This is a genomic window from Mycobacterium lehmannii, from assembly GCF_002245535.1.
Lineage (GTDB): Bacteria > Actinomycetota > Actinomycetes > Mycobacteriales > Mycobacteriaceae > Mycobacterium > Mycobacterium lehmannii.
In genome coordinates this window covers 35,961-52,910 of record NZ_NKCN01000023.1, presented here as the reverse complement: position 1 = coordinate 52,910, position 16,950 = coordinate 35,961, and the positions used below count along the sequence as shown (strand labels likewise).

The window sequence follows — 16,950 nt, the reverse complement described above, 5'->3', positions numbered from 1 at the left end:
CGACGCGACGAACTAGAGGTTCGGACCCTCGGCACGCAGATCGTCGACGTTGCGCATCGCCTCGCGCAACTTGCCCAGCCACTCCTCGGCGTGCTCACCGACCAGCCGCACCGACCACACCAGCGCATCCGAGCGGGACCGCGCCACACCCGCGTCGACCAGCGTGTCGAGCACCTGACGTTCGGGTTGGCGCAGTCGCGTCATCACCGGAACGGCCATGTTGGTGAACATGATTCGCTCATAGTTGTCGGTGTCAGGCGCCCCGATCTCGATGCCCCATGCGACCTTGCGCCCGTAGCGCGCCTCGGCCTCATCGGCGATGCGCATGCGTTCGGAGCGGGTCTCCTCACGGAACCGCGCGGCCCGTCCGGATGCGCGGGCCTCGCTCTCGTCGACTTCGGTTTCCGCGAGCCTTCCGATGACGGTGATCTCCTCGCGATCGACGACCACCGTCGGATCTCCGGCGAACCAACTCTCGGGAAGCCGACCGGCGAACCAGTCGGCGGCGTCGCCCGCACCGGGCTGCTGAGCCTGTTGCCAGCCGCCCTGGCGGCGCCGGCCGTGGATGTTGTGTCGCATGATTACATGCTTACACCGTTACAGCCATACCATCCCGTGGTTCGCTGAGAGCGAACGCTCCAGGTCAGAGGGGGGTCATCGACACCGACAAGACCCGATGACGTCGGTAACTAGCCGCGCTTGCGCAGCAGCAGCGCGCCGCCGCCCACGATCGCACCGATCAACAGCAGCACGGCCAGGGTCGGGCTGACCAACCACCACACCAGCCCGACCGCGATGAGCGCAGGTGAGGCGACGAAGAGCGCCATGCCCGGATGCTGCTTGAGGACCGCGAAGGCGCTCTGCGCCCGGACCCGGTCGATTTCCTTTGCCATGGCACAAGAATGCCAGTCGTCGAGTGGTTTCGGGCGCGATGGATCAGCGCGCAAAGTACCTCACCGCAGGAGGGCCGTCCGGTTAGTTTGTAGACCATGACAGCACCGAGCAACGGAAGCTGGCGACCCGATCCCGAAGGTCGCTATGAGTACCGCTGGTGGGACGGGCACAACTGGACCGACCAGGTGTCGCACCAAGGGCAGGTCGGCAGGGCACCGCTGACCTCGCTCGGGGGACCTCCCCCAGCACGCCAGGCTCCACCACAGCAGGCCGCCCCTGCGCAGGCGATGGCGGTCGGGCAGCCTGCAGGCGACGGCTTCGGAGGGATCAGCGGCGATCTGGTGGACGGCCGGTTCAGCGAAAAAGAAGCCAAGGCCATCGCCAATCAAAACACCAAAATGTTGCGGGTGCGCCTTGGGGAGCCGTTCATGGCGCGGCAGGGCTCGATGGTGGCGTACCAGGGCAACGTCGACTTCGCGTTCGAGGGCGGCGGTGCCTCGAAGTTCATCAAGAAGGCACTGACCGGTGAAGGGCTGCCGCTGATGCGCTGCCAGGGACAGGGCGACGTCTTCCTCGCCGAGCGGGGCTACGACGTGCATCTGCTGCAGCTGACCAACTCCGGCTTGTCGATCAGCGGCAAGAACGTGCTGGCGTTCTCCTCGAACCTGAACTGGAACATCGAACGCGTGCGGGGCGGCAGCATCGCGACCGGCGGCCTGTTCAACACCACGCTGCGCGGAACCGGTTGGGTGGCGCTGACGACCGACGGGCCCCCGGTGGTGCTCAATGCCGCCGAGGCGCCGACGTTCGCCGACACCAATGCGGTGGTGGCGTGGTCGGCGAATCTCCAGACTCAGCTCAAGACCAGCTTCAAGGCCGGCGCGCTCATCGGCCGCGGCTCCGGTGAGGCGATCCAGGTCGCGTTCCACGGGCAGGGGTTCGTGATCGTGCAGCCCTCGGAAGGCGCACCGCCGGTCGCCACCACATAGTCACAGCTCGAGCAGCACGGTCACCGGGCCGTCGTTGACCAGCTGAACCTGCATGTGAGCGCCGAATATGCCGGTCGACACCGACGCACCAAGGTCACGCAGCGCATCGGCGAACGCGGTGACCAACGGCTCTGCGGTCGCGCGCGGCGCGGCGGCGTTCCATGCCGGGCGCCGGCCCTTGACGGTGTTCGCGTACAGGGTGAACTGGCTGACCACCAAGATCGGGGCGCCGACATCCGAGGCGGACTTCTCGTCGTCGAGAATCCGGAGCTGCCAGACCTTTTCGGCCATCCGCCGAGCCTTGGCAGCGTCGTCGTCGTGCGTCACGCCGACCAAGGCGAGCAGACCCTGCCCCTTGGGCTCGATCGCCCCAACGACCTCGCCGTCCACCGTGACGGCTGCTGAAGTGACCCGTTGGGTGAGAACACGCATGGATGCCGATGCTGCCACGGTGGCCGCGCCGGGGCCGGGAAGCGCACCTGAATGAATACCCCTAGGGGGTATCAGGTACGCTGGTTCCATGGCTACCACCACTGTCACAGTCACCGGAATGACCTGCCAACACTGCGCCGCATCGGTGCGCGAGGAACTGGGGGAGATCCCGGGCGTCAAGGCGGTCGACGTGGATGTCACCAGCGGAGCGGTGACCATCGACAGCGACGCACCCGTCGAGGCCGACGCCATCAAGGCCGCCGTGGAAGAGGCCGGCTACCAGTTGGCGAGCTGATGAAGACCACCCCTCGGATCGCCGCGTTCATCGCCGCGCTCGCGGTGGTGTTCGCAGCCTCGGTGTGGGTCGGCCGTTCGTTCGGCCCCGAGGGTGATGCCGCTACCGCGCAGCACTCCACCGCACACGCAGATGCACAGCCCGCCGAGGCTCCCGGCGGCTTACAGGTGACCGAGAGCGGCTACACGCTGGACGTGCCTCGACCGCTCCCGCCGGCGAGCCGAGACTCTCGTCTGGAGTTCAGGATCCTCGACCAGCAGGGTGCTCCCGTGACGCAGTTCGACGAATCACACGAGAAGCTGTTGCACCTGATCGTGGTCCGTAACGACCTGTCCGCTTTCCAGCACCTTCACCCTGTGCTCGACGACCGCGGCACGTGGCGGACTCCCGTGGATTTCAGCCGCGCGGGCGACTACCGCGTCTTCGCCGACTTCGTGCCTACCGGCGGTCCCGCGCTCACCCTCGGCGCCAACGTGCATGTCGCAGGCCCATACTCCCCCGTTCCACTGCCCGCGGCCGACACGTCAGCGCCCGTCGACGACTACACCGTCACGCTCAGCGGAACCCTGAAAGCCGTTGAGGCATCGACTCTTACGCTGACGGTCCACCGCCACGGGATTCCGGTCGACAACCTGCAGCCGTACTTAGGGGCCTACGGCCACCTCGTCGCGCTGCGGGCCGCCGACCTCGCATACCTGCACGTGCATCCGATGGGCGGACCCGGCGACGCGGGTACACGCCCGGGACCGGCCATCGAGTTCCACACCACGTTCCCCAGCGCCGGGCAGTACCGCCTTTTCCTCGACTTCCAACACCGCGACGTCGTGCGCACAGCCGAATTCACCGTGTCGGTCGATCCCTCCTCCGCGCAGCACGACGTCCCCACCCACGACCACGGCGAGGCCGGCCATGGCCACTGACACGATCGAACTGTCCATCGACGGTATGACCTGTGCGTCATGCGCGAACCGAATCGAGCGCAAGCTCAACAAGATCGACGGCGTGACGGCCACCGTCAACTTCGCCACCGAGAAGGCGCGTGTCCAGTACAGCGCAGACGTGACCCCGGAGGCGTTGGTGGCCACCGTCGAAGACGCCGGGTATCAAGCGCATCTGCCCACCGAACAGGCGACCGTCGTCGAAGAGGATCCGACCGCCATCCTGCGGCACCGGCTGCTGGTGTCGCTTGCCTTGACGGTTCCGGTGATCGCGATGGCGATGATCCCCACTCTGCAGTTCACGAATTGGCAGTGGCTCTCGCTGACGCTGACAGCCCCGGTGGTGGTGTGGGGGGCATGGCCGTTCCACCGTGCGGCATGGGCGAACCTGCGCCACGGCAGCGCCACCATGGACACGCTGATCTCGATGGGCACGCTCGCCGCGCTGGGATGGTCGGTCTATGCGTTGTTCTGGGGCACCGCAGGCACCCCGGGAATGACGCATGGCTTCGAGCTGACGCTGTCACGCACCGACGGTTTGGGCAGCGTGTACTTCGAGGTCGCCGCCGGCGTCACCACGTTCATTCTGGCCGGGCGATATTTCGAAGCGCGTTCCAAGCGGAGCGCGGGCGCGGCGCTGCGTGCATTGCTGGAGCTGGGCGCCAAGGACGTCGTGATCCGCAGAGATGGCCGCGAACAACGCATTCCGATCGACCAGCTCGGTGTCGGTGACGAATTCGTTGTGCGGCCCGGTGAGAAGATCGCCGCTGATGGCATCGTGGTCGAGGGCGCCTCGGCGGTGGACGCGTCGATGCTGACCGGCGAAGCCGTTCCGGTGGACGTCGGACCCGGTGACGAGGTCGTGGGTGCGACGGTCAACGTCGATGGCCGACTCGTGGTGCGGGCCAGGCGGATCGGCGCCGACACCCAGCTTGCCCAGATGGCGCGGCTGGTCGAGGACGCCCAGAGCGGGAAGGCCGACGCACAGCGCCTGGCCGACCGGATCTCGGGCGTGTTCGTGCCGATCGTGATCGCGTTATCGGTTGCGACTCTGGGCTTCTGGTTAGGTACCGGGGCGTCGGCCGCGATGGCCTTCACCGCAGCGGTGGCAGTGCTGATCATCGCGTGCCCGTGCGCGCTGGGGTTGGCCACACCGACCGCGCTCATGGTCGGTACGGGTCGCGGCGCGCAGCTGGGCATCTTGATCAAGGGGCCCGAGGTTCTGGAGTCGACCAGGCGGATCGACACCATCGTGTTGGACAAGACGGGGACCATCACCACCGGCAGGATGACGTTGATCGATGTCGTCGCCGCCGATGCCGAACGGCCCGACGACGTGTTGCGGATGGCCGGTGCGGTCGAGGACGGTTCCGAGCATCCGATCGCCAGGGCCATCGTGACAGGCGCGCGGGAGAAGCTGGGTGAGCTGCCGACGGTCGAAGGTTTCACCAACCTGCGCGGCCTCGGCGTGCGCGGACGGGTCGACGGGCGCGATGTGACCGTCGGACGGCAGCGGCTGCTATCGTCGCACGAGCTTTCCGCGTCGCTGAAAGCCACGGTGCGGCAGGAGGAATCACAGGGTCGCACCGCCGTCGTCGTCGGATGGGACGGTGAGGCCCGAGGGGTGTTGGTGGTCGCGGATGCGATCAAACCGACCTCACCCGAAGCGATCTCGCGGCTTCGTGCGCTGGGGCTGAAGCCGATCATGGTGACCGGCGACAACGAGGCCGCGGCCCGCACGATCGCCGCGGAGGTGGGCATCGAGGATGTCCTCGCCGAGGTACTGCCGCAGGACAAGGTGGATGCCGTCCAGCGCCTGCAGGCCGACGGCAAGGTGGTCGCGATGGTCGGCGATGGCGTCAACGACGCGGCGGCCCTCGCCCAGGCTGATCTCGGACTCGCGATGGGAAGCGGCACCGACGTCGCGATCGAGGCGAGCGATCTGACCTTGGTGCGCGACGACCTGAACGCGGTACCCGACGCGATCCGCCTGTCTCGTCGGACGCTCGCGACGATCAAGGGAAACCTGTTCTGGGCGTTCGCCTATAACGTCGCGGCGTTGCCGTTGGCGGCGGCCGGGTTGTTGAACCCGATGATCGCTGGTGCAGCGATGGCCTTCAGCTCGGTGTTCGTCGTGAGCAACAGTCTTCGGCTGCGCCGGTTCAACGCGACACCGTCACGTCGAGCTACACCGCCACGTTGAGCTACAGCGTCACGTTGATCGGGCCGAGCATGTCGCAGTTCGGCTCGAGCGCGTCCTGAAAGACCTTGCCGCAGCCGCGCCCGCTCGCGATGTAGGTCCCGCCCGGCTGATACGGCTCGAAGAAGACTTGCGCGGCGGCCGGCCCTCGCGCCTGCGTGCACTGCCCCTGAGAGTCATGGCCGGCCTGGTGGACGCACGCGACGCTGTACGCCGGCTGGAACGGCGCACCGCAAGCGAGGAACGAGACCGTCGCCGTCACCTTGCTCACGCCGCCGGTGCTCACAACCTGCGGCGGCGACAGCGTGTAGCCGCATGCCGGCTGCGGCGGCTGCGCGTTCGCCGGACCCACACCGAGCAGACCGGATGCTGCGATGAACAGCGTGACCAGCACGGCTTTTGCGACGCGGCTCATTCTTGGATCGTAGATCACCTACGCCAGCAGCCGTTTCGAAATGCGAGCGGTCGCCTCACCGCCCTTGGCTGTCTCGAACAATGGTTCGAACCACTGCCAAGTTTCAGTCGCCTGCGCGCCGCACGCGGAACAGCTTCACATCCGACTTGATGCCCTTGAGATGTCGCGCCCCCGCGAACGAGAACGAGAACCCCTCATCGTCACCGACGGCGTCGCGCGTCGACTCCGAGACCAGAACGGTGCCGGGCCGCGCGGCGCTGGTGATGCGGCTCGCGAGGTTCACCGCCCCACCGAACCAGTCACCGGTGCGGCTCACGGCCATCCCCGTCGCCAGGCCGACGCGCAGCCGCGGGAAGTCCTCGTCGTCGTTGGTCTGCTCGACGAGGGTCAACGCCGCGTCGAGCAGGGGTAAGGGTTCCTGGCTCACGAGCATCACCTCGTCGCCGATCGTCTTGACGAACCGCACGGGCGGGACGGACGCCTCATGCGCGAGGTCGAACAGCCGGTGGGCGAGCTGTTCCAGATCTTCTGGAGGCACCGCCTCGCCGAGTCTGGTGAAACCGACGAGATCGGCGAACGCGATCGTCACCAGCCGTGCGCCCGGCAGCCGTTGACCCTTCGCGCGCTCTGATGCGGTGATCGCCTCGGTTTCCATCAGGTGGCGCAGCTGCAACCGCAACATGTCCTGGATCATCGGACCGAGCAGCGGATCGGCCGTACGCACCAGGGCCTCGGCGTTCTTGGCGATGACGACTTCGGATGCGCCAGGGTCGAGCACCGAAGCCAGCCCGGCGTACCGCATCACCTCCGCGGCCTTCGACAGACCCTCTGCGAGCACGCGGGTGATCTGGATGATCTGGTCGGGCAGGATTCCGATCTCGATGAAACGTTGACCGTACGCCGCGGCTTCGGCGTCGGCACGCAGATGGACCTTGGCGTCGGGGTCATCGACGGTGGGCAGTCCCATCGCGCGTTGAATGCGCTGCAGCAGCTCGAGATCGATGCCGGTCTTCTCGCTGGTTTCACGCGCGGAGACGTAGACCCCGTCGTCGCCGAGCGCCTGACGCGCGCCGAGCAGCATCGGCAGGAACGCCTCTCGGATCACCTCGACGGCGATGCCTTTGCTCACCAACCACTCGACCAGCTCGGCGCGCTCGGCGCGCTCGTCACCTTCGAGCCCGTCGAGCAGACCGGACCCTTCGACGTCGAAGTCATCGGCCATCGGCCCAACGTATACCGCGTGCGATAGTCGAAGAATGGGTTCAGCGGTGCTGTACGGCCTGCCGCCGATTGTCGGCGATGATGCACACACCTTGATCCTGGGCAATATGCCCAGCGTCATCTCGCTCGCCGCCCAGCGGTATTACGACAACCCACGCAATGCCTTCTGGCGCATCATGGGCGACGTCTTCGGGTTCGCCCCCGACGCTCCGTACGAGCAGCGTTGCGCCGCCCTGACGGCTCACGGGATCGCCGCTTGGGACGTCTTGCGCTCCTGTCAGCGCGAGGGCAGCCTCGACTCCGCGGTGAGGCCGGAAAGCATGGTTCCGAACGATTTTCAGCGGTTCTTCGATGAACACCGCGGCATCGAAGCGGTGTTGTTCAACGGTGCGGCGGCCGAGAAGAACTTCACGCGACTCGTGCGTGTCGCAAGCGATCTGCGGTACCGCCGACTGCCCTCGACAAGCCCAGCGCAGACCATGCCGTTCGCCGACAAGCTCACGATCTGGCGCCAAGCCCTTTCCGAGGCGGCGACTTAGGACACGGGCGGACGCCGGTGCGCCCACGGGCGTACGCGCTCGATCTGCCCGGCGAGCGACAGCAGCGTCGCCTCATCGAAAGGCCTTCCCACCAACTGCACGGACGTCGGTACGCCGGCTCCGTCGAAACCCCACGGCACCACTACCGCCGGCTGACCCGTCACGTTGAACAATGCCTGGAACGGCACTCGCGAGGCCACCGACAACAGCGTCGACAGCATCCCCCGGCGCTGATACGCCCCGATGCGCGAGGGTCCCCTGGCCGTCCCCGGGGTGACCACTACGTCCACGTCGTCGAAAATGGACTGAATCCGGTCGGCGGTCCGGGCTTCCGCGTCGCGGATGGCCGCCATCCGCCGATCGGAGATCATTCCGCCGACCGGCGCGAAGCTGCGTGTCCTGGCGTCCAGCCGCTCCGGATGGGGCAGCGTCTGGACGTCGTCGTAGCAGCCCCTGAAATACCGCGGCAGCGCCTGGTCGAACATCACCGATGCCGGGTAATCCGGGTCGCGCTCGACCACCTCGTGACCGAGTTTCCGCAGCAGCTCACCCGACTCCTTCAGCGCCGCGCGCTGCGGGCGTCCCACCCGGCTCGTCAGCAGCGGAGGAAGCTTGTCGCTCAACGCAACTCGGAGGCGTCGAGGTTCCGCGGAGGCGGCCGCGACGAATCCGGACTCCCCCGTCGTCGCCTCCAAGAACAGCGCCGCGTCCTCCACCGTTCTGGTGATCGGGCCGTTGACGCTGAGGCCGTTCCACGCGTCATCGTGCGGCGCGATCGGCACCCGGTCTCGTTGCGGTTTGAGGCCGAACAGTCCGCACCACGTCGCCGGAATGCGGATGGAGCCCATTCCGTCGGAACCGAGCGCGATCGGCGCCAGACCCGCGGCCACCGCCGCGCCACTTCCGCCGCTACTTCCGCCGGGCGCGAAGTCGACATTCCACGGGTTGCGGGTCGCGCCGAACGTCACCGTCTCGGTGAACGGCCACAGCATCATCTCCGGCACCGTGGTCTTGCCGATGATCACCGCGCCCGCGTCGCGTAGCCGCTGCACCACGTCCGCGTCGCGGGTCCTGGCGGGCCCGTGTGCGGCGCTGCCGTACGTCGTCGTCTCACCCGCGATGTCGACGTCTTCCTTGATCGCTATCGGCACGCCCAACAGCGGTGCCCGCTCCCCCGCGTCAAGCCGCCGTTGCGCAGCTTGGGCTTCGCGTCGTGCGCCGGCTTCGAGTACCACGCGGTACGAGCGAAGCGTGGTGTCGAGTCGAGCGATCCGATCGAGATAGTGGCCGAGCAATTCCGGAGCGGTGATGACCCCGGACACGAGCAACCGCGCCTGCTCAGCGGCGCCTGCGAAGACAAGCTCGCTGGTGTCCACGGCCGCAGCGTAGCCGCGAGGCGCGCGATCAGATCGACGAACAGCGGGATCCGGGCGGGCGACGAGAACCGCTACCGTGGCGAATATGTCTTGTGTGTTCTGCGCCATCGTCGCCGGCGAGGCCCCGGCCATCCGCGTCTACGAAGACGACGACGTCCTCGCCATCCTCGACATCCGCCCGTTCAGCCGCGGCCACACGCTGGTGATCCCGAAGCGGCACACGGTGGACCTGACCGACACACCGCCGGAGACGGTCGCCACCTTGGCGCGGGTGGGTCAACGGGTCGCGCGTGCCGCACGCCGGTCCGGACTTCACGCCGACGGCAACAATGTGGTGATCAACGACGGCAAGGCCGCGTTTCAGACGGTGTTCCACATCCACCTGCACGTGCTGCCGCGGCAGCGGGGCGACAAGCTCTCGTTCGCCAAGAACATGCTCCTTCGCCGCGACCCGGACCGGGAGGAATCGGGACGGCTGTTGCGCGAGGCGCTGGCGGAACTCGACTCGGCTGCGCAAGACTGAGCCCATGAGCATGCCCTGGTACGAGAAGTACATCGGTTACCCGATGCTGTTGCTGCACGACAAGATCTACAAGGGCACCAACGGCCGCATCGGCCACACCATCCCGGGCGCACCGTCGATGCTGATCCTGCACACGGTCGGCGCGAAAACCGGTTTGCAGCGGTCCAATTCGCTCTCCTACGCGCGCGACGGAGACGACTATCTGGTGGTCGCGTCCAAGGGGGGCGAGCCGAAAGCGCCCGGTTGGTATCACAACCTCAAGGCCGATCCAAACGTCGAGATCAACGTCGGGCCAAAGCGGATCAAGGTCACCGCGACCCCCGTCACTCACGATGATCCTGACTTCCCGCGACTGTGGAAGATCGTCAACAACATGCGCGGCAACAAGGACCGCTACATCGGCTATCAGAAGCGGACGTCACGTCCGATCCCGGTGGTCAGGCTGAAGCCTGATAACCGGCCCGCCGGTTGACGCCTGATAACCGGCCCGCCGGTTGACGCCGGCCTAGAACAACTCTTTGGCCAGCAGTTCCAGCGTCCTGTCGCGGGCCGGCGCGGTCGCCGGGTCGGTGCCGCGGCGGGCCGAAGCCACCGGGTTGACCATGACCTCGTCGACACCGAACCGGTCGGCCAGCGCACGCACCTGCTCGGCCGCCTCGCTCGGATCCCCGACGACAGCGCGCCCGAAGGAGGCTTCGGCGATGCGCTGCGCCTGCGGTGCGAGCTCCTGCTGTTGGGCGTCCTCGACGAGATCCAATGGACCCAACGGTTGACCGGTGCGCAGCCGCGCCATCATCTGAAGGTTGGGCAACGCCAAAGCCTCTGCCTCCTCGCGTGTTTCGGCGACAACCGCGTTGACGGTGAGGAAGGTGACGGGTTCGGGCGCCAGCTCACTGGACCGGAACTCCGAGCGGTACACCTCCAGCGCCTCCGCGGTGCCCTGGCCCGAGAAGTGGTGGGCGAACACGTACGGCAGTCCCTTCGCGGCGGCCAGGTGCGCCGAGTACATCGACGACCCCAGAAGCCACAGCTTCGGTTCGCTCACCGCAGCGGGCGTCGCCTTGAGGACGTAACGCTGATTCGGAATCGGCACGCGCACGCCGCGCGCGCTCATCAAAGCGACCACGTCGTCGAGATAGTCGGGGAAGGCCTCGATGTCACGATCGTCGCGACCGGCGGCACCGCGCAGCGCCATCGACGTCACCGGGTCCGAGCCCGGCGCGCGGCCGATGCCGAGGTCGATGCGTCCCGGGTGGGCGGCCTCCAGCAGTGCGAACTGCTCGGCGACGGCCAGCGGCGCGTGGTTCGGCAGCATCACACCGCCGGATCCGACCCGGATGTGTTCGGTGTGCGCCGCCAGGTGCGCAATGAGCACCGGTGGGCTGGTGGCCGCCACCGAGGGCATGTTGTGGTGCTCGGCGACCCACAAGCGGGTGTAGCCGAGGCGGTCGGCGGTCTGTGCGAGCCGCGTCGACGCTGCCAGTGCATCGGAGGTCGACTGGTCGGTACGCACCGGTACGAGATCAAGAACTGAGAGACGCATAGCAATCACAACGCATTTGAGCCCACGGACGTTCCCCGTACCGCCTCTACCAGCGCTTCCGGGTCGGGCTGCTGTTGCAGGAGGCGCTGGATCGGCCGCAGCGCGCGTTCGACGCTCATCACGCGCATCGCGAGCTCACGGGCGACGGCGAGCGTCCGGCTGCGACGGAACATCACCTTGGCGAGTTGGCGCGAGTTGTCCTGGGCCGCCTCGACGCGGGGACGTTGTCCGCGTTCGTAGGCGCGCAGCAGATCACCGAGTGCGATGCGGGGCGCATGCCGCAGCACGCGGCTGAGCACCCACGCCGACTCCATCGCCATGCCCGCACCCACGCCGGCGGTCGGCAGGAACCCGGCCGCCGCATCACCGAGCAGGACGGTGTGCCCGGTGGTCCAGCGCGGGGCTCGGCAGTCGGTCAACGACCAGTAGTAGGGATCGGGGTCGGTGGCGACGGCGGCCATCGCGCGGTTGAGCCTGGGGTTGACGGTCTTGAGGCCACGGCGCATCGACGTGACGAAGGGCGCGGGACCCGCCGCGGTGTCCTCGCGCGGCCCGCCGAGGAACACCCCGAGCGCATCGGCCACCGGATACATCGCGACCATCCCGCCTGCTCCCCACAACTCCTCACCGAGATCGGAGTCGCCTTCGTCGGGCGCCCACACCACCCAGCCGCCCCAGCCGGTGTCCACCCACTGCATCGATTGTCCGTCGAGCACGAAATCCCGTGAGCTCGAGTGCATTCCGTCGGCGATCACGACGAGATCGAAATGCATGCGGTGATCGGCGACTTGGCTCCTCACGCGGACGTCGACACCTGACGACGTCTCCGCCAGGTCGGTGACCACCGAGTCGTATGTCACCGGGCAGCCCGCACCGGCGAGCACGTCGATCAGCCGACCGCGGGCAATGCCGCGGTAGTCGCCGTACCGCGACATCAGGTCCACGGTCGAGTCCGTCCGCAACATGCGGCCGGTGTGGCCGTGCACGGCGTACCGCTTGAGCGGAACGCTCGCTGCGCGGTACGCGTCGCGCACGGCGAGGTCGTCGAGTGCGGCGTCGACCATCGGCATCAATGCGAGCATGTAGCCCTGCGCGGGCGCGCTTTCGGCGCGCTCGATCAGGACCGGGTGCCTGCCGTCCCCGCGGAGCAGTTGCGCCGCGGTCACACCGGCGATCCCGGCGCCGACAACCAAAACTCGCAATTCGTCCGCGGTCGCCTGCTCGTATTGCTCTTCTAGGCTCATCGGACTCAACATGTTTTCCAGGTTACCATTTAATGGACCATCCGGTCCACAACTGTTAACCTGAATCGTGACCTCGGCACGAATCGCCCGCATGCCCGCAGAGAAGCGGCGACGTTTGGTGGAGACAGCGGCGCTCGAATTCGGTTCCGCGGGTTATGAACACGCGTCGCTCAACCGGATCATCGACAAGTGCGCGATGAGCAAGAGTTCGTTCTACTACATCTTGTCTTCGAAGGCCGAACTCTACGAATTCGTCGTGGAGGAATTGATCGCTGAAGTGGCAGCCGAAATCGACGTCGTCGAACCCGAACAATTCGCCGGAACGGAATTCTGGCCGAAAATCGAACGATACTTCACGAAGCTCGTCTGGGTCTCGCAGCGCGAGCCCACATTCCTGCTCCTCGGACGGATGTTCTACCTGCAGGCCCCTGATCCGGCGAAAACCGCCGTCGGCGGCGCGCTCGGAGCCGTCCGGGAGTGGGTGCGCCAGGTGCTGCACGTCGGTCGTCGATCCGGTGCCGTCCGAACCGACCTGCCCGAGCCGTTGCAGGCCGAGCTCGTGTTCCGAATTCTGCAGGTTTTCGACGAATGGACCATCGCGCACTACGACGACTTCGCGGATTCGACCCTGCAGCAGTTGGCCGTCGCCCAGTTCGCGACTATCCGTCGGACGCTAGCGCCTTAGCCGTGCGGAACACATCGTCGAACATCTGCGGCGTCAGCTTGCCGGTGAACGTGTTCTGCTGACTGGGGTGGTAGCAGCCCACCAACGTGACGCCGCCCATCTCGGCGGTGGCGGCGTGGCCGAACTTCGGCGCGGGCACCGGCACCGGCACACCGCCCGTGCGCAGCATCTGCAGCGCCGCGCGCCATGCGAACCCGCCGAGCGCGACGACCACGCGTACGTACGCAGCCGTCAGCCGCCATTCGGCGTCCAGCCACGGAGCGCAGGTCGCGCGTTCGGCGGGCGTCGGCGCATTGGCCGGCGGTGCACAGCGCACGGCGGCGGCCACGCGGGTCTCGTTGAGCGCCAAGCCGTCTGCCGCGTCGACACACAGCGCCTGGTTCGCCAGGCCCACCCGGTGCAGCGCCGCGAAGAGAAAATCGCCCGACCGGTCGCCGGTGAAGATTCTGCCGGTGCGGTTGGCCCCGTGGGCCGCGGGCGCGAGACCGACGACGAACACCCGGGGCCGCGACGACCCCCAGCCCGGAGCCGGGCGGCCCCAGTACGGCTCGTCGGCGTAGGACCTGCGCTTGACGACGGCGGCCTCCTCCCGCCACTCGACCAGACGGGGACAGGCGCGGCACACCGATACCTCGGCGTCGAGCTCCTCGAGCGACTGTGTCGCCACGGCCATCGACACGACGTGCGCAGCGGTCTGGGCGACGGCGGTCCGAGGCGTGGCGGGGTCACCCGGCCAGCCCGAGCCTGGAGGAACCGGCGACGTGAACCGCCCGCCGGTCCGCGGGTGAGGCAAGCGCTGCACAGCACCACTGTGCCTGGTCAGGAAATCTGATGCCGAACGGGCCGGTGCGCTGTTAGATTCTGCCGCGATAACTCATGACGGATAGCCGGCGCGGTCCCCTGATACTGATTTTCTTCGCCGCGCTCACGGCCGGTGCCGGCAACGGTATCTCGCTCGTCGCGTTCCCATGGCTGGTGTTGCAACGCAACGGCTCTGCGCTCGACGCCTCGATCGTGGCGATGGCGGGCTCGCTGCCGTTGCTCGTCGCGACGCTGATCGCAGGGGCCGCCGTCGACTATCTGGGCCGGCGGCTGGTCTCGATTATCTCCGACGCCCTTTCCGCGCTGTCGGTGGCCGCCGTGCCCGTGCTGGCGCTGGCGTTCGGCGTCGAGGCCGTCAACGTCGCGGTGCTCGCCACGTTGGCTGCACTGGGCGCCTTCTTCGACCCGGCGGGGATGACCGCTCGCGAGACGATGCTGCCCGAAGCGGCGATTCGCGCCGGGTGGACGCTGGACCGTGCCAACAGCGTCTATGAAGCGGTGTTCAACCTCGCCTACATCGTCGGACCGGGCATCGGCGGCTTGCTGATCGCCACACTCGGCGGCATCAACACGATGTGGGTCACCGCGTCGACGTTCGTCCTCTCGATCGCCGCGATCGCCGTCCTGCGGTTGGAGGGAGCCGGTACGCCCGACCGCACGTCGTTGCCCGAGGGGGTGTGGGCGGGCGTCGTGGAAGGGCTGAGGTTCGTCTGGCACAACAGGGTCCTTCGCACGCTGGCGATCGTCGACCTGGTGGTGACCGGGCTCTACATGCCGATGGAGTCGGTCCTGTTCCCCAAGTACTTCACCGACCGCGACGAACCCGTGCAACTCGGTCTGGTGCTGATGGCGTTGAGCATCGGCGGCCTGGTGGGCGCGCTCGGCTATGCGGTGTCGTCGAAGTACATCAGCCGTCGGGTGACGATGTTGACCGCGGTGCTGACGCTGGGAGTCGCGATGACGGTCATCGCGTTCCTGCCACCGCTACCGCTGATTCTGGTGCTCTCGGCGATCGTCGGGCTGGTCTACGGGCCGATCCAACCGATCTACAACTACGTCATGCAGACGCGGGCACCGCAGCATCTGCGCGGCCGGGTGGTGGGCGTGATGGGATCGCTGGCGTATGCGGCGGGTCCGCTGGGACTGATCATCGCCGGGCCGCTTGCCGACTCGGCGGGCTTGCACACGACGTTCCTCGCACTGGCGCTGCCGATGCTGCTGCTGGGCATCATCGCCGTGTTCCTGCCCGCACTCCGCGAACTCGACCACCCGCCAACGGTTTAGGGTGACGGTCGGCGGCTGAATTCGTCGCGCAGCGCCGTCTTTAGCACCTTGCCCGAAGCGTTTCGGGGCAGTTCCGGGACGTACTCCACCCGGGTGGGGCACTTGAAATGGGCCAACCGCTCACGCGCGTATGCGATCAGTTCATCCGCAGTGGCCCGCGCGCCGTCCTCGAGGGCGACCACCGCGATCGGTGTTTCGCCCCATTTGGGGTCCGCGACGCCGACCACCGCAACCTCATGGACTGCCGAGTGGCGATAGAGCACCTGCTCGACCTCGACCGGGTAGACGTTCTCACCGCCGGTGATGATCATGTCGTTCTTCCGGTCGACCAAGGTGATGAAACCGTCCGCATCCATGCGTCCCAGGTCGCCGGTGTGGAACCACCCGCCACGGATCGCTTCGGCTGTCGCTTCGGGCTTCTTCCAGTAGCCCGCGAAAACGGCGGGTCCGCGGACCACGACTTCACCCACCATGTCGGTGGCGACGTCGCGGTCCTGGTCGTCCACGACACGGGTCTGCACGTGGAAGAGCGATCGGCCGACAGAACCGAACTTCTCCGTGACGTGGTCGGCGTCGAGGAGCGTGACGCCTCCGGTTTCGGTGAGACCGAAGCTCTCCTGGAACGGAACACCACCGGCCCGGAAGTACTCGAGCACCGGCATCGGACACGGTGCGCCCGCGCTGACGGCCAATTCGAGCGCCGACAAATCGTAGGACTCAAAATTGGGCACGGCCATGAGCGCCGCCCACATCGCCGGTACGAGAAACTGGACCGTGGCGCGTTCACGTACCATCGCGGCGAGCACTTCGGCAGGGCTGAAAGCGGGCAGCAACACGTTGGTGCCGCCGACGTAGATCAGCGGCAGAGTGTGCACGCTGAGCCCACCGATGTGAAACAACGGCGCCGCCGTGACGGTCCGGTCCCCTTCACGTAGCCCTCTTCCGGCGCAAACGCCGTTGATCGTGTTCCAGAACAGGTTCTCGTGGGTGAGCATCGCTCCCTTCGGCCGGCCCGTCGTGCCCGAAGTGTATGGTAGGCAACACAAGTCGCTACCGGCGATGTCGGCGTCCGCAGGGCGATCCTCACCGCTGGCAAGGAGTTGCTCGAAGTCCGTTTCGCCATCCTCGACTTCACCGCCGACCACCACCCGCGTCCGCACTTGAACGGCCTCGCTGGCGCACGCCGCCCGTGCGACCGCCGATAGCCCGTTTGACCACACGAAGGCGACCGCACCGGAATCACAGAGCAGGTAGGCGACTTCGGGTGCGGCAAGCCGGAAATTGATGGGTACGAACACCGCGCCGAGCTTGCCGGTGGCGAACAGCGTCTCGAGAAAGGCGGAGCAGTTGGTCATCAGCCCTGCCACGCGGTCACCCTGCCGCACGCCACACGCGTGCAACGCCTGCGCCAGCCGATTGGTGCGCCGGTCGAATTCGGTGTAGGTGATCCGGCGGTCCCCGTCGATCAGGGCGACCCGGTCACCGCAGAGGAAGGCACGGCGGGTCGCCCAGTCGCCGAATCCGGCATTGCGGTAGTGGATCTCGTCCAT

General features: G+C 67.2%; 19 protein-coding genes. 9 read left to right on the top strand and 10 right to left on the bottom strand.

The genetic code is table 11. From position 1 onward, the window contains the following. Positions 1 to 12: 12 nt before the first annotated feature. Both CEX87_RS21570 and CEX87_RS21565 read right to left on the bottom strand, forming a co-directional pair. Positions 13 to 579, bottom strand: a complete 567-nt coding sequence (locus CEX87_RS21570) for a hypothetical protein (protein ID WP_064418847.1) — start codon at positions 577 to 579, stop codon at positions 13 to 15. A gap of 110 nt (positions 580 to 689) precedes the next feature. Further along, positions 690 to 893, bottom strand: coding sequence for a hypothetical protein (locus tag CEX87_RS21565; RefSeq protein WP_064418846.1), 204 nt, complete (start codon positions 891 to 893; stop codon positions 690 to 692). Positions 894 to 989: 96 nt separating this feature from the next. Between CEX87_RS21565 and CEX87_RS21560 the strand changes: the two genes are divergently transcribed. Continuing rightward, the gene (locus CEX87_RS21560) at positions 990 to 1,883 is read left to right on the top strand and encodes an AIM24 family protein (RefSeq protein ID WP_064418845.1); all 894 of its coding nucleotides are present in this window, start codon (positions 990 to 992) and stop codon (positions 1,881 to 1,883) included. Here CEX87_RS21560 and dtd read toward each other — a convergent pair whose 3' ends face one another. Beyond that, positions 1,884 to 2,315 (bottom strand): D-aminoacyl-tRNA deacylase, encoded by a 432-nt coding sequence (gene dtd / locus CEX87_RS21555; RefSeq protein WP_064396348.1) that lies wholly within the window; start codon positions 2,313 to 2,315, stop codon positions 1,884 to 1,886. 88 nt (positions 2,316 to 2,403) lie between these two features. On the opposite strand from dtd, the gene CEX87_RS21550 reads away from it, so the two are divergent. Genes CEX87_RS21550 through CEX87_RS21540 form a run of 3 tightly spaced genes read left to right on the top strand, consistent with a single transcriptional unit; the run spans position 2,404 to position 5,751 of the window. Next, on the top strand, positions 2,404 to 2,610 hold the full coding sequence (locus tag CEX87_RS21550; RefSeq protein ID WP_064396311.1) for a heavy-metal-associated domain-containing protein: 207 nt from the start codon (positions 2,404 to 2,406) through the stop codon (positions 2,608 to 2,610). Continuing rightward, complete coding sequence (locus CEX87_RS21545; RefSeq protein WP_094289065.1) at positions 2,610 to 3,530, top strand: hypothetical protein; 921 nt, start codon at positions 2,610 to 2,612, stop codon at positions 3,528 to 3,530. Before CEX87_RS21550 ends, CEX87_RS21545 begins: the two co-directional genes overlap by 1 nt. Further along, positions 3,520 to 5,751 carry a heavy metal translocating P-type ATPase gene (locus tag CEX87_RS21540; RefSeq protein WP_094289063.1) on the top strand — a complete coding sequence of 744 codons (2,232 nt, stop codon included), beginning with the start codon at positions 3,520 to 3,522 and terminating at the stop codon, positions 5,749 to 5,751. Before CEX87_RS21545 ends, CEX87_RS21540 begins: the two co-directional genes overlap by 11 nt. Position 5,752: 1 nt before the next feature. On the opposite strand, the gene CEX87_RS21535 is transcribed toward CEX87_RS21540, so the two are convergent. Together CEX87_RS21535 and CEX87_RS21530 are read right to left on the bottom strand one after the other, a co-directional pair. Further along, the gene (locus tag CEX87_RS21535; protein WP_064418840.1) at positions 5,753 to 6,163 is read right to left on the bottom strand and encodes a hypothetical protein; all 411 of its coding nucleotides are present in this window, start codon (positions 6,161 to 6,163) and stop codon (positions 5,753 to 5,755) included. 103 nt (positions 6,164 to 6,266) lie between these two features. Further along, positions 6,267 to 7,385: an adenylate/guanylate cyclase domain-containing protein gene (locus CEX87_RS21530; RefSeq protein WP_094289061.1), complete on the bottom strand. Its 1,119-nt coding sequence runs from the start codon at positions 7,383 to 7,385 to the stop codon at positions 6,267 to 6,269. A gap of 34 nt (positions 7,386 to 7,419) precedes the next feature. Between CEX87_RS21530 and CEX87_RS21525 the strand changes: the two genes are divergently transcribed. Next, positions 7,420 to 7,923, top strand: coding sequence for a DNA-deoxyinosine glycosylase (locus CEX87_RS21525; RefSeq protein WP_094289059.1), 504 nt, complete (start codon positions 7,420 to 7,422; stop codon positions 7,921 to 7,923). Here the strand turns inward: CEX87_RS21525 and CEX87_RS21520 are convergent. Continuing rightward, positions 7,920 to 9,299, bottom strand: coding sequence for an amidase (locus CEX87_RS21520; protein WP_094289057.1), 1,380 nt, complete (start codon positions 9,297 to 9,299; stop codon positions 7,920 to 7,922). The genes CEX87_RS21525 and CEX87_RS21520 overlap by 4 nt on opposite strands. Positions 9,300 to 9,384: 85 nt before the next feature. Here CEX87_RS21520 and CEX87_RS21515 point away from each other — a divergent pair, with 85 nt between their 5' ends. Continuing rightward, on the top strand, positions 9,385 to 9,822 hold the full coding sequence (locus CEX87_RS21515; protein WP_064396300.1) for an HIT family protein: 438 nt from the start codon (positions 9,385 to 9,387) through the stop codon (positions 9,820 to 9,822). Positions 9,823 to 9,832: 10 nt separating this feature from the next. Then, complete coding sequence (locus CEX87_RS21510) at positions 9,833 to 10,294, top strand: nitroreductase family deazaflavin-dependent oxidoreductase (protein ID WP_082694146.1); 462 nt, start codon at positions 9,833 to 9,835, stop codon at positions 10,292 to 10,294. A gap of 33 nt (positions 10,295 to 10,327) precedes the next feature. Here CEX87_RS21510 and CEX87_RS21505 read toward each other — a convergent pair whose 3' ends face one another. After that, a complete protein-coding gene (locus tag CEX87_RS21505; RefSeq protein WP_064427497.1) occupies positions 10,328 to 11,365 on the bottom strand; it encodes an LLM class flavin-dependent oxidoreductase in 1,038 nt (345 codons plus the stop codon). A gap of 5 nt (positions 11,366 to 11,370) precedes the next feature. Then, positions 11,371 to 12,609, bottom strand: a complete 1,239-nt coding sequence (locus tag CEX87_RS21500; protein ID WP_198957280.1) for an FAD-dependent oxidoreductase — start codon at positions 12,607 to 12,609, stop codon at positions 11,371 to 11,373. Between the two features lie 67 nt (positions 12,610 to 12,676). Here CEX87_RS21500 and CEX87_RS21495 point away from each other — a divergent pair, with 67 nt between their 5' ends. Beyond that, positions 12,677 to 13,294, top strand: a complete 618-nt coding sequence (locus CEX87_RS21495) for a TetR/AcrR family transcriptional regulator (protein WP_142301116.1) — start codon at positions 12,677 to 12,679, stop codon at positions 13,292 to 13,294. Here the strand turns inward: CEX87_RS21495 and CEX87_RS21490 are convergent. Beyond that, positions 13,269 to 14,096, bottom strand: a complete 828-nt coding sequence (locus CEX87_RS21490) for a uracil-DNA glycosylase (RefSeq protein WP_269845554.1) — start codon at positions 14,094 to 14,096, stop codon at positions 13,269 to 13,271. The genes CEX87_RS21495 and CEX87_RS21490 overlap by 26 nt on opposite strands. A gap of 74 nt (positions 14,097 to 14,170) precedes the next feature. Between CEX87_RS21490 and tap the strand changes: the two genes are divergently transcribed. Then, positions 14,171 to 15,400 (top strand): multidrug efflux MFS transporter Tap, encoded by a 1,230-nt coding sequence (gene tap, locus CEX87_RS21485; protein ID WP_094289051.1) that lies wholly within the window; start codon positions 14,171 to 14,173, stop codon positions 15,398 to 15,400. Here the strand turns inward: tap and CEX87_RS21480 are convergent. Beyond that, positions 15,397 to 16,950: an acyl-CoA synthetase gene (locus CEX87_RS21480; RefSeq protein ID WP_094289049.1), complete on the bottom strand. Its 1,554-nt coding sequence runs from the start codon at positions 16,948 to 16,950 to the stop codon at positions 15,397 to 15,399. The two genes, tap and CEX87_RS21480, sit on opposite strands and share 4 nt — an antisense overlap.

Coding starts and splice junctions, on each gene's coding strand:
- CEX87_RS21570 (WP_064418847.1), bottom strand. CDS start 579: ATGCGACACAACATCCACGGCCGGCGCCGCCAGGGCGGCTGGCAACAG.
- CEX87_RS21565 (WP_064418846.1), bottom strand. CDS start 893: ATGGCAAAGGAAATCGACCGGGTCCGGGCGCAGAGCGCCTTCGCGGTC.
- CEX87_RS21560 (WP_064418845.1), top strand. CDS start 990: ATGACAGCACCGAGCAACGGAAGCTGGCGACCCGATCCCGAAGGTCGC.
- dtd (WP_064396348.1), bottom strand. CDS start 2,315: ATGCGTGTTCTCACCCAACGGGTCACTTCAGCAGCCGTCACGGTGGAC.
- CEX87_RS21550 (WP_064396311.1), top strand. CDS start 2,404: ATGGCTACCACCACTGTCACAGTCACCGGAATGACCTGCCAACACTGC.
- CEX87_RS21545 (WP_094289065.1), top strand. CDS start 2,610: ATGAAGACCACCCCTCGGATCGCCGCGTTCATCGCCGCGCTCGCGGTG.
- CEX87_RS21540 (WP_094289063.1), top strand. CDS start 3,520: ATGGCCACTGACACGATCGAACTGTCCATCGACGGTATGACCTGTGCG.
- CEX87_RS21535 (WP_064418840.1), bottom strand. CDS start 6,163: ATGAGCCGCGTCGCAAAAGCCGTGCTGGTCACGCTGTTCATCGCAGCA.
- CEX87_RS21530 (WP_094289061.1), bottom strand. CDS start 7,385: ATGGCCGATGACTTCGACGTCGAAGGGTCCGGTCTGCTCGACGGGCTC.
- CEX87_RS21525 (WP_094289059.1), top strand. CDS start 7,420: ATGGGTTCAGCGGTGCTGTACGGCCTGCCGCCGATTGTCGGCGATGAT.
- CEX87_RS21515 (WP_064396300.1), top strand. CDS start 9,385: ATGTCTTGTGTGTTCTGCGCCATCGTCGCCGGCGAGGCCCCGGCCATC.
- CEX87_RS21510 (WP_082694146.1), top strand. CDS start 9,833: ATGCCCTGGTACGAGAAGTACATCGGTTACCCGATGCTGTTGCTGCAC.
- CEX87_RS21505 (WP_064427497.1), bottom strand. CDS start 11,365: ATGCGTCTCTCAGTTCTTGATCTCGTACCGGTGCGTACCGACCAGTCG.
- CEX87_RS21500 (WP_198957280.1), bottom strand. CDS start 12,609: ATGAGCCTAGAAGAGCAATACGAGCAGGCGACCGCGGACGAATTGCGA.
- tap (WP_094289051.1), top strand. CDS start 14,171: ATGACGGATAGCCGGCGCGGTCCCCTGATACTGATTTTCTTCGCCGCG.
- CEX87_RS21480 (WP_094289049.1), bottom strand. CDS start 16,950: ATGGACGAGATCCACTACCGCAATGCCGGATTCGGCGACTGGGCGACC.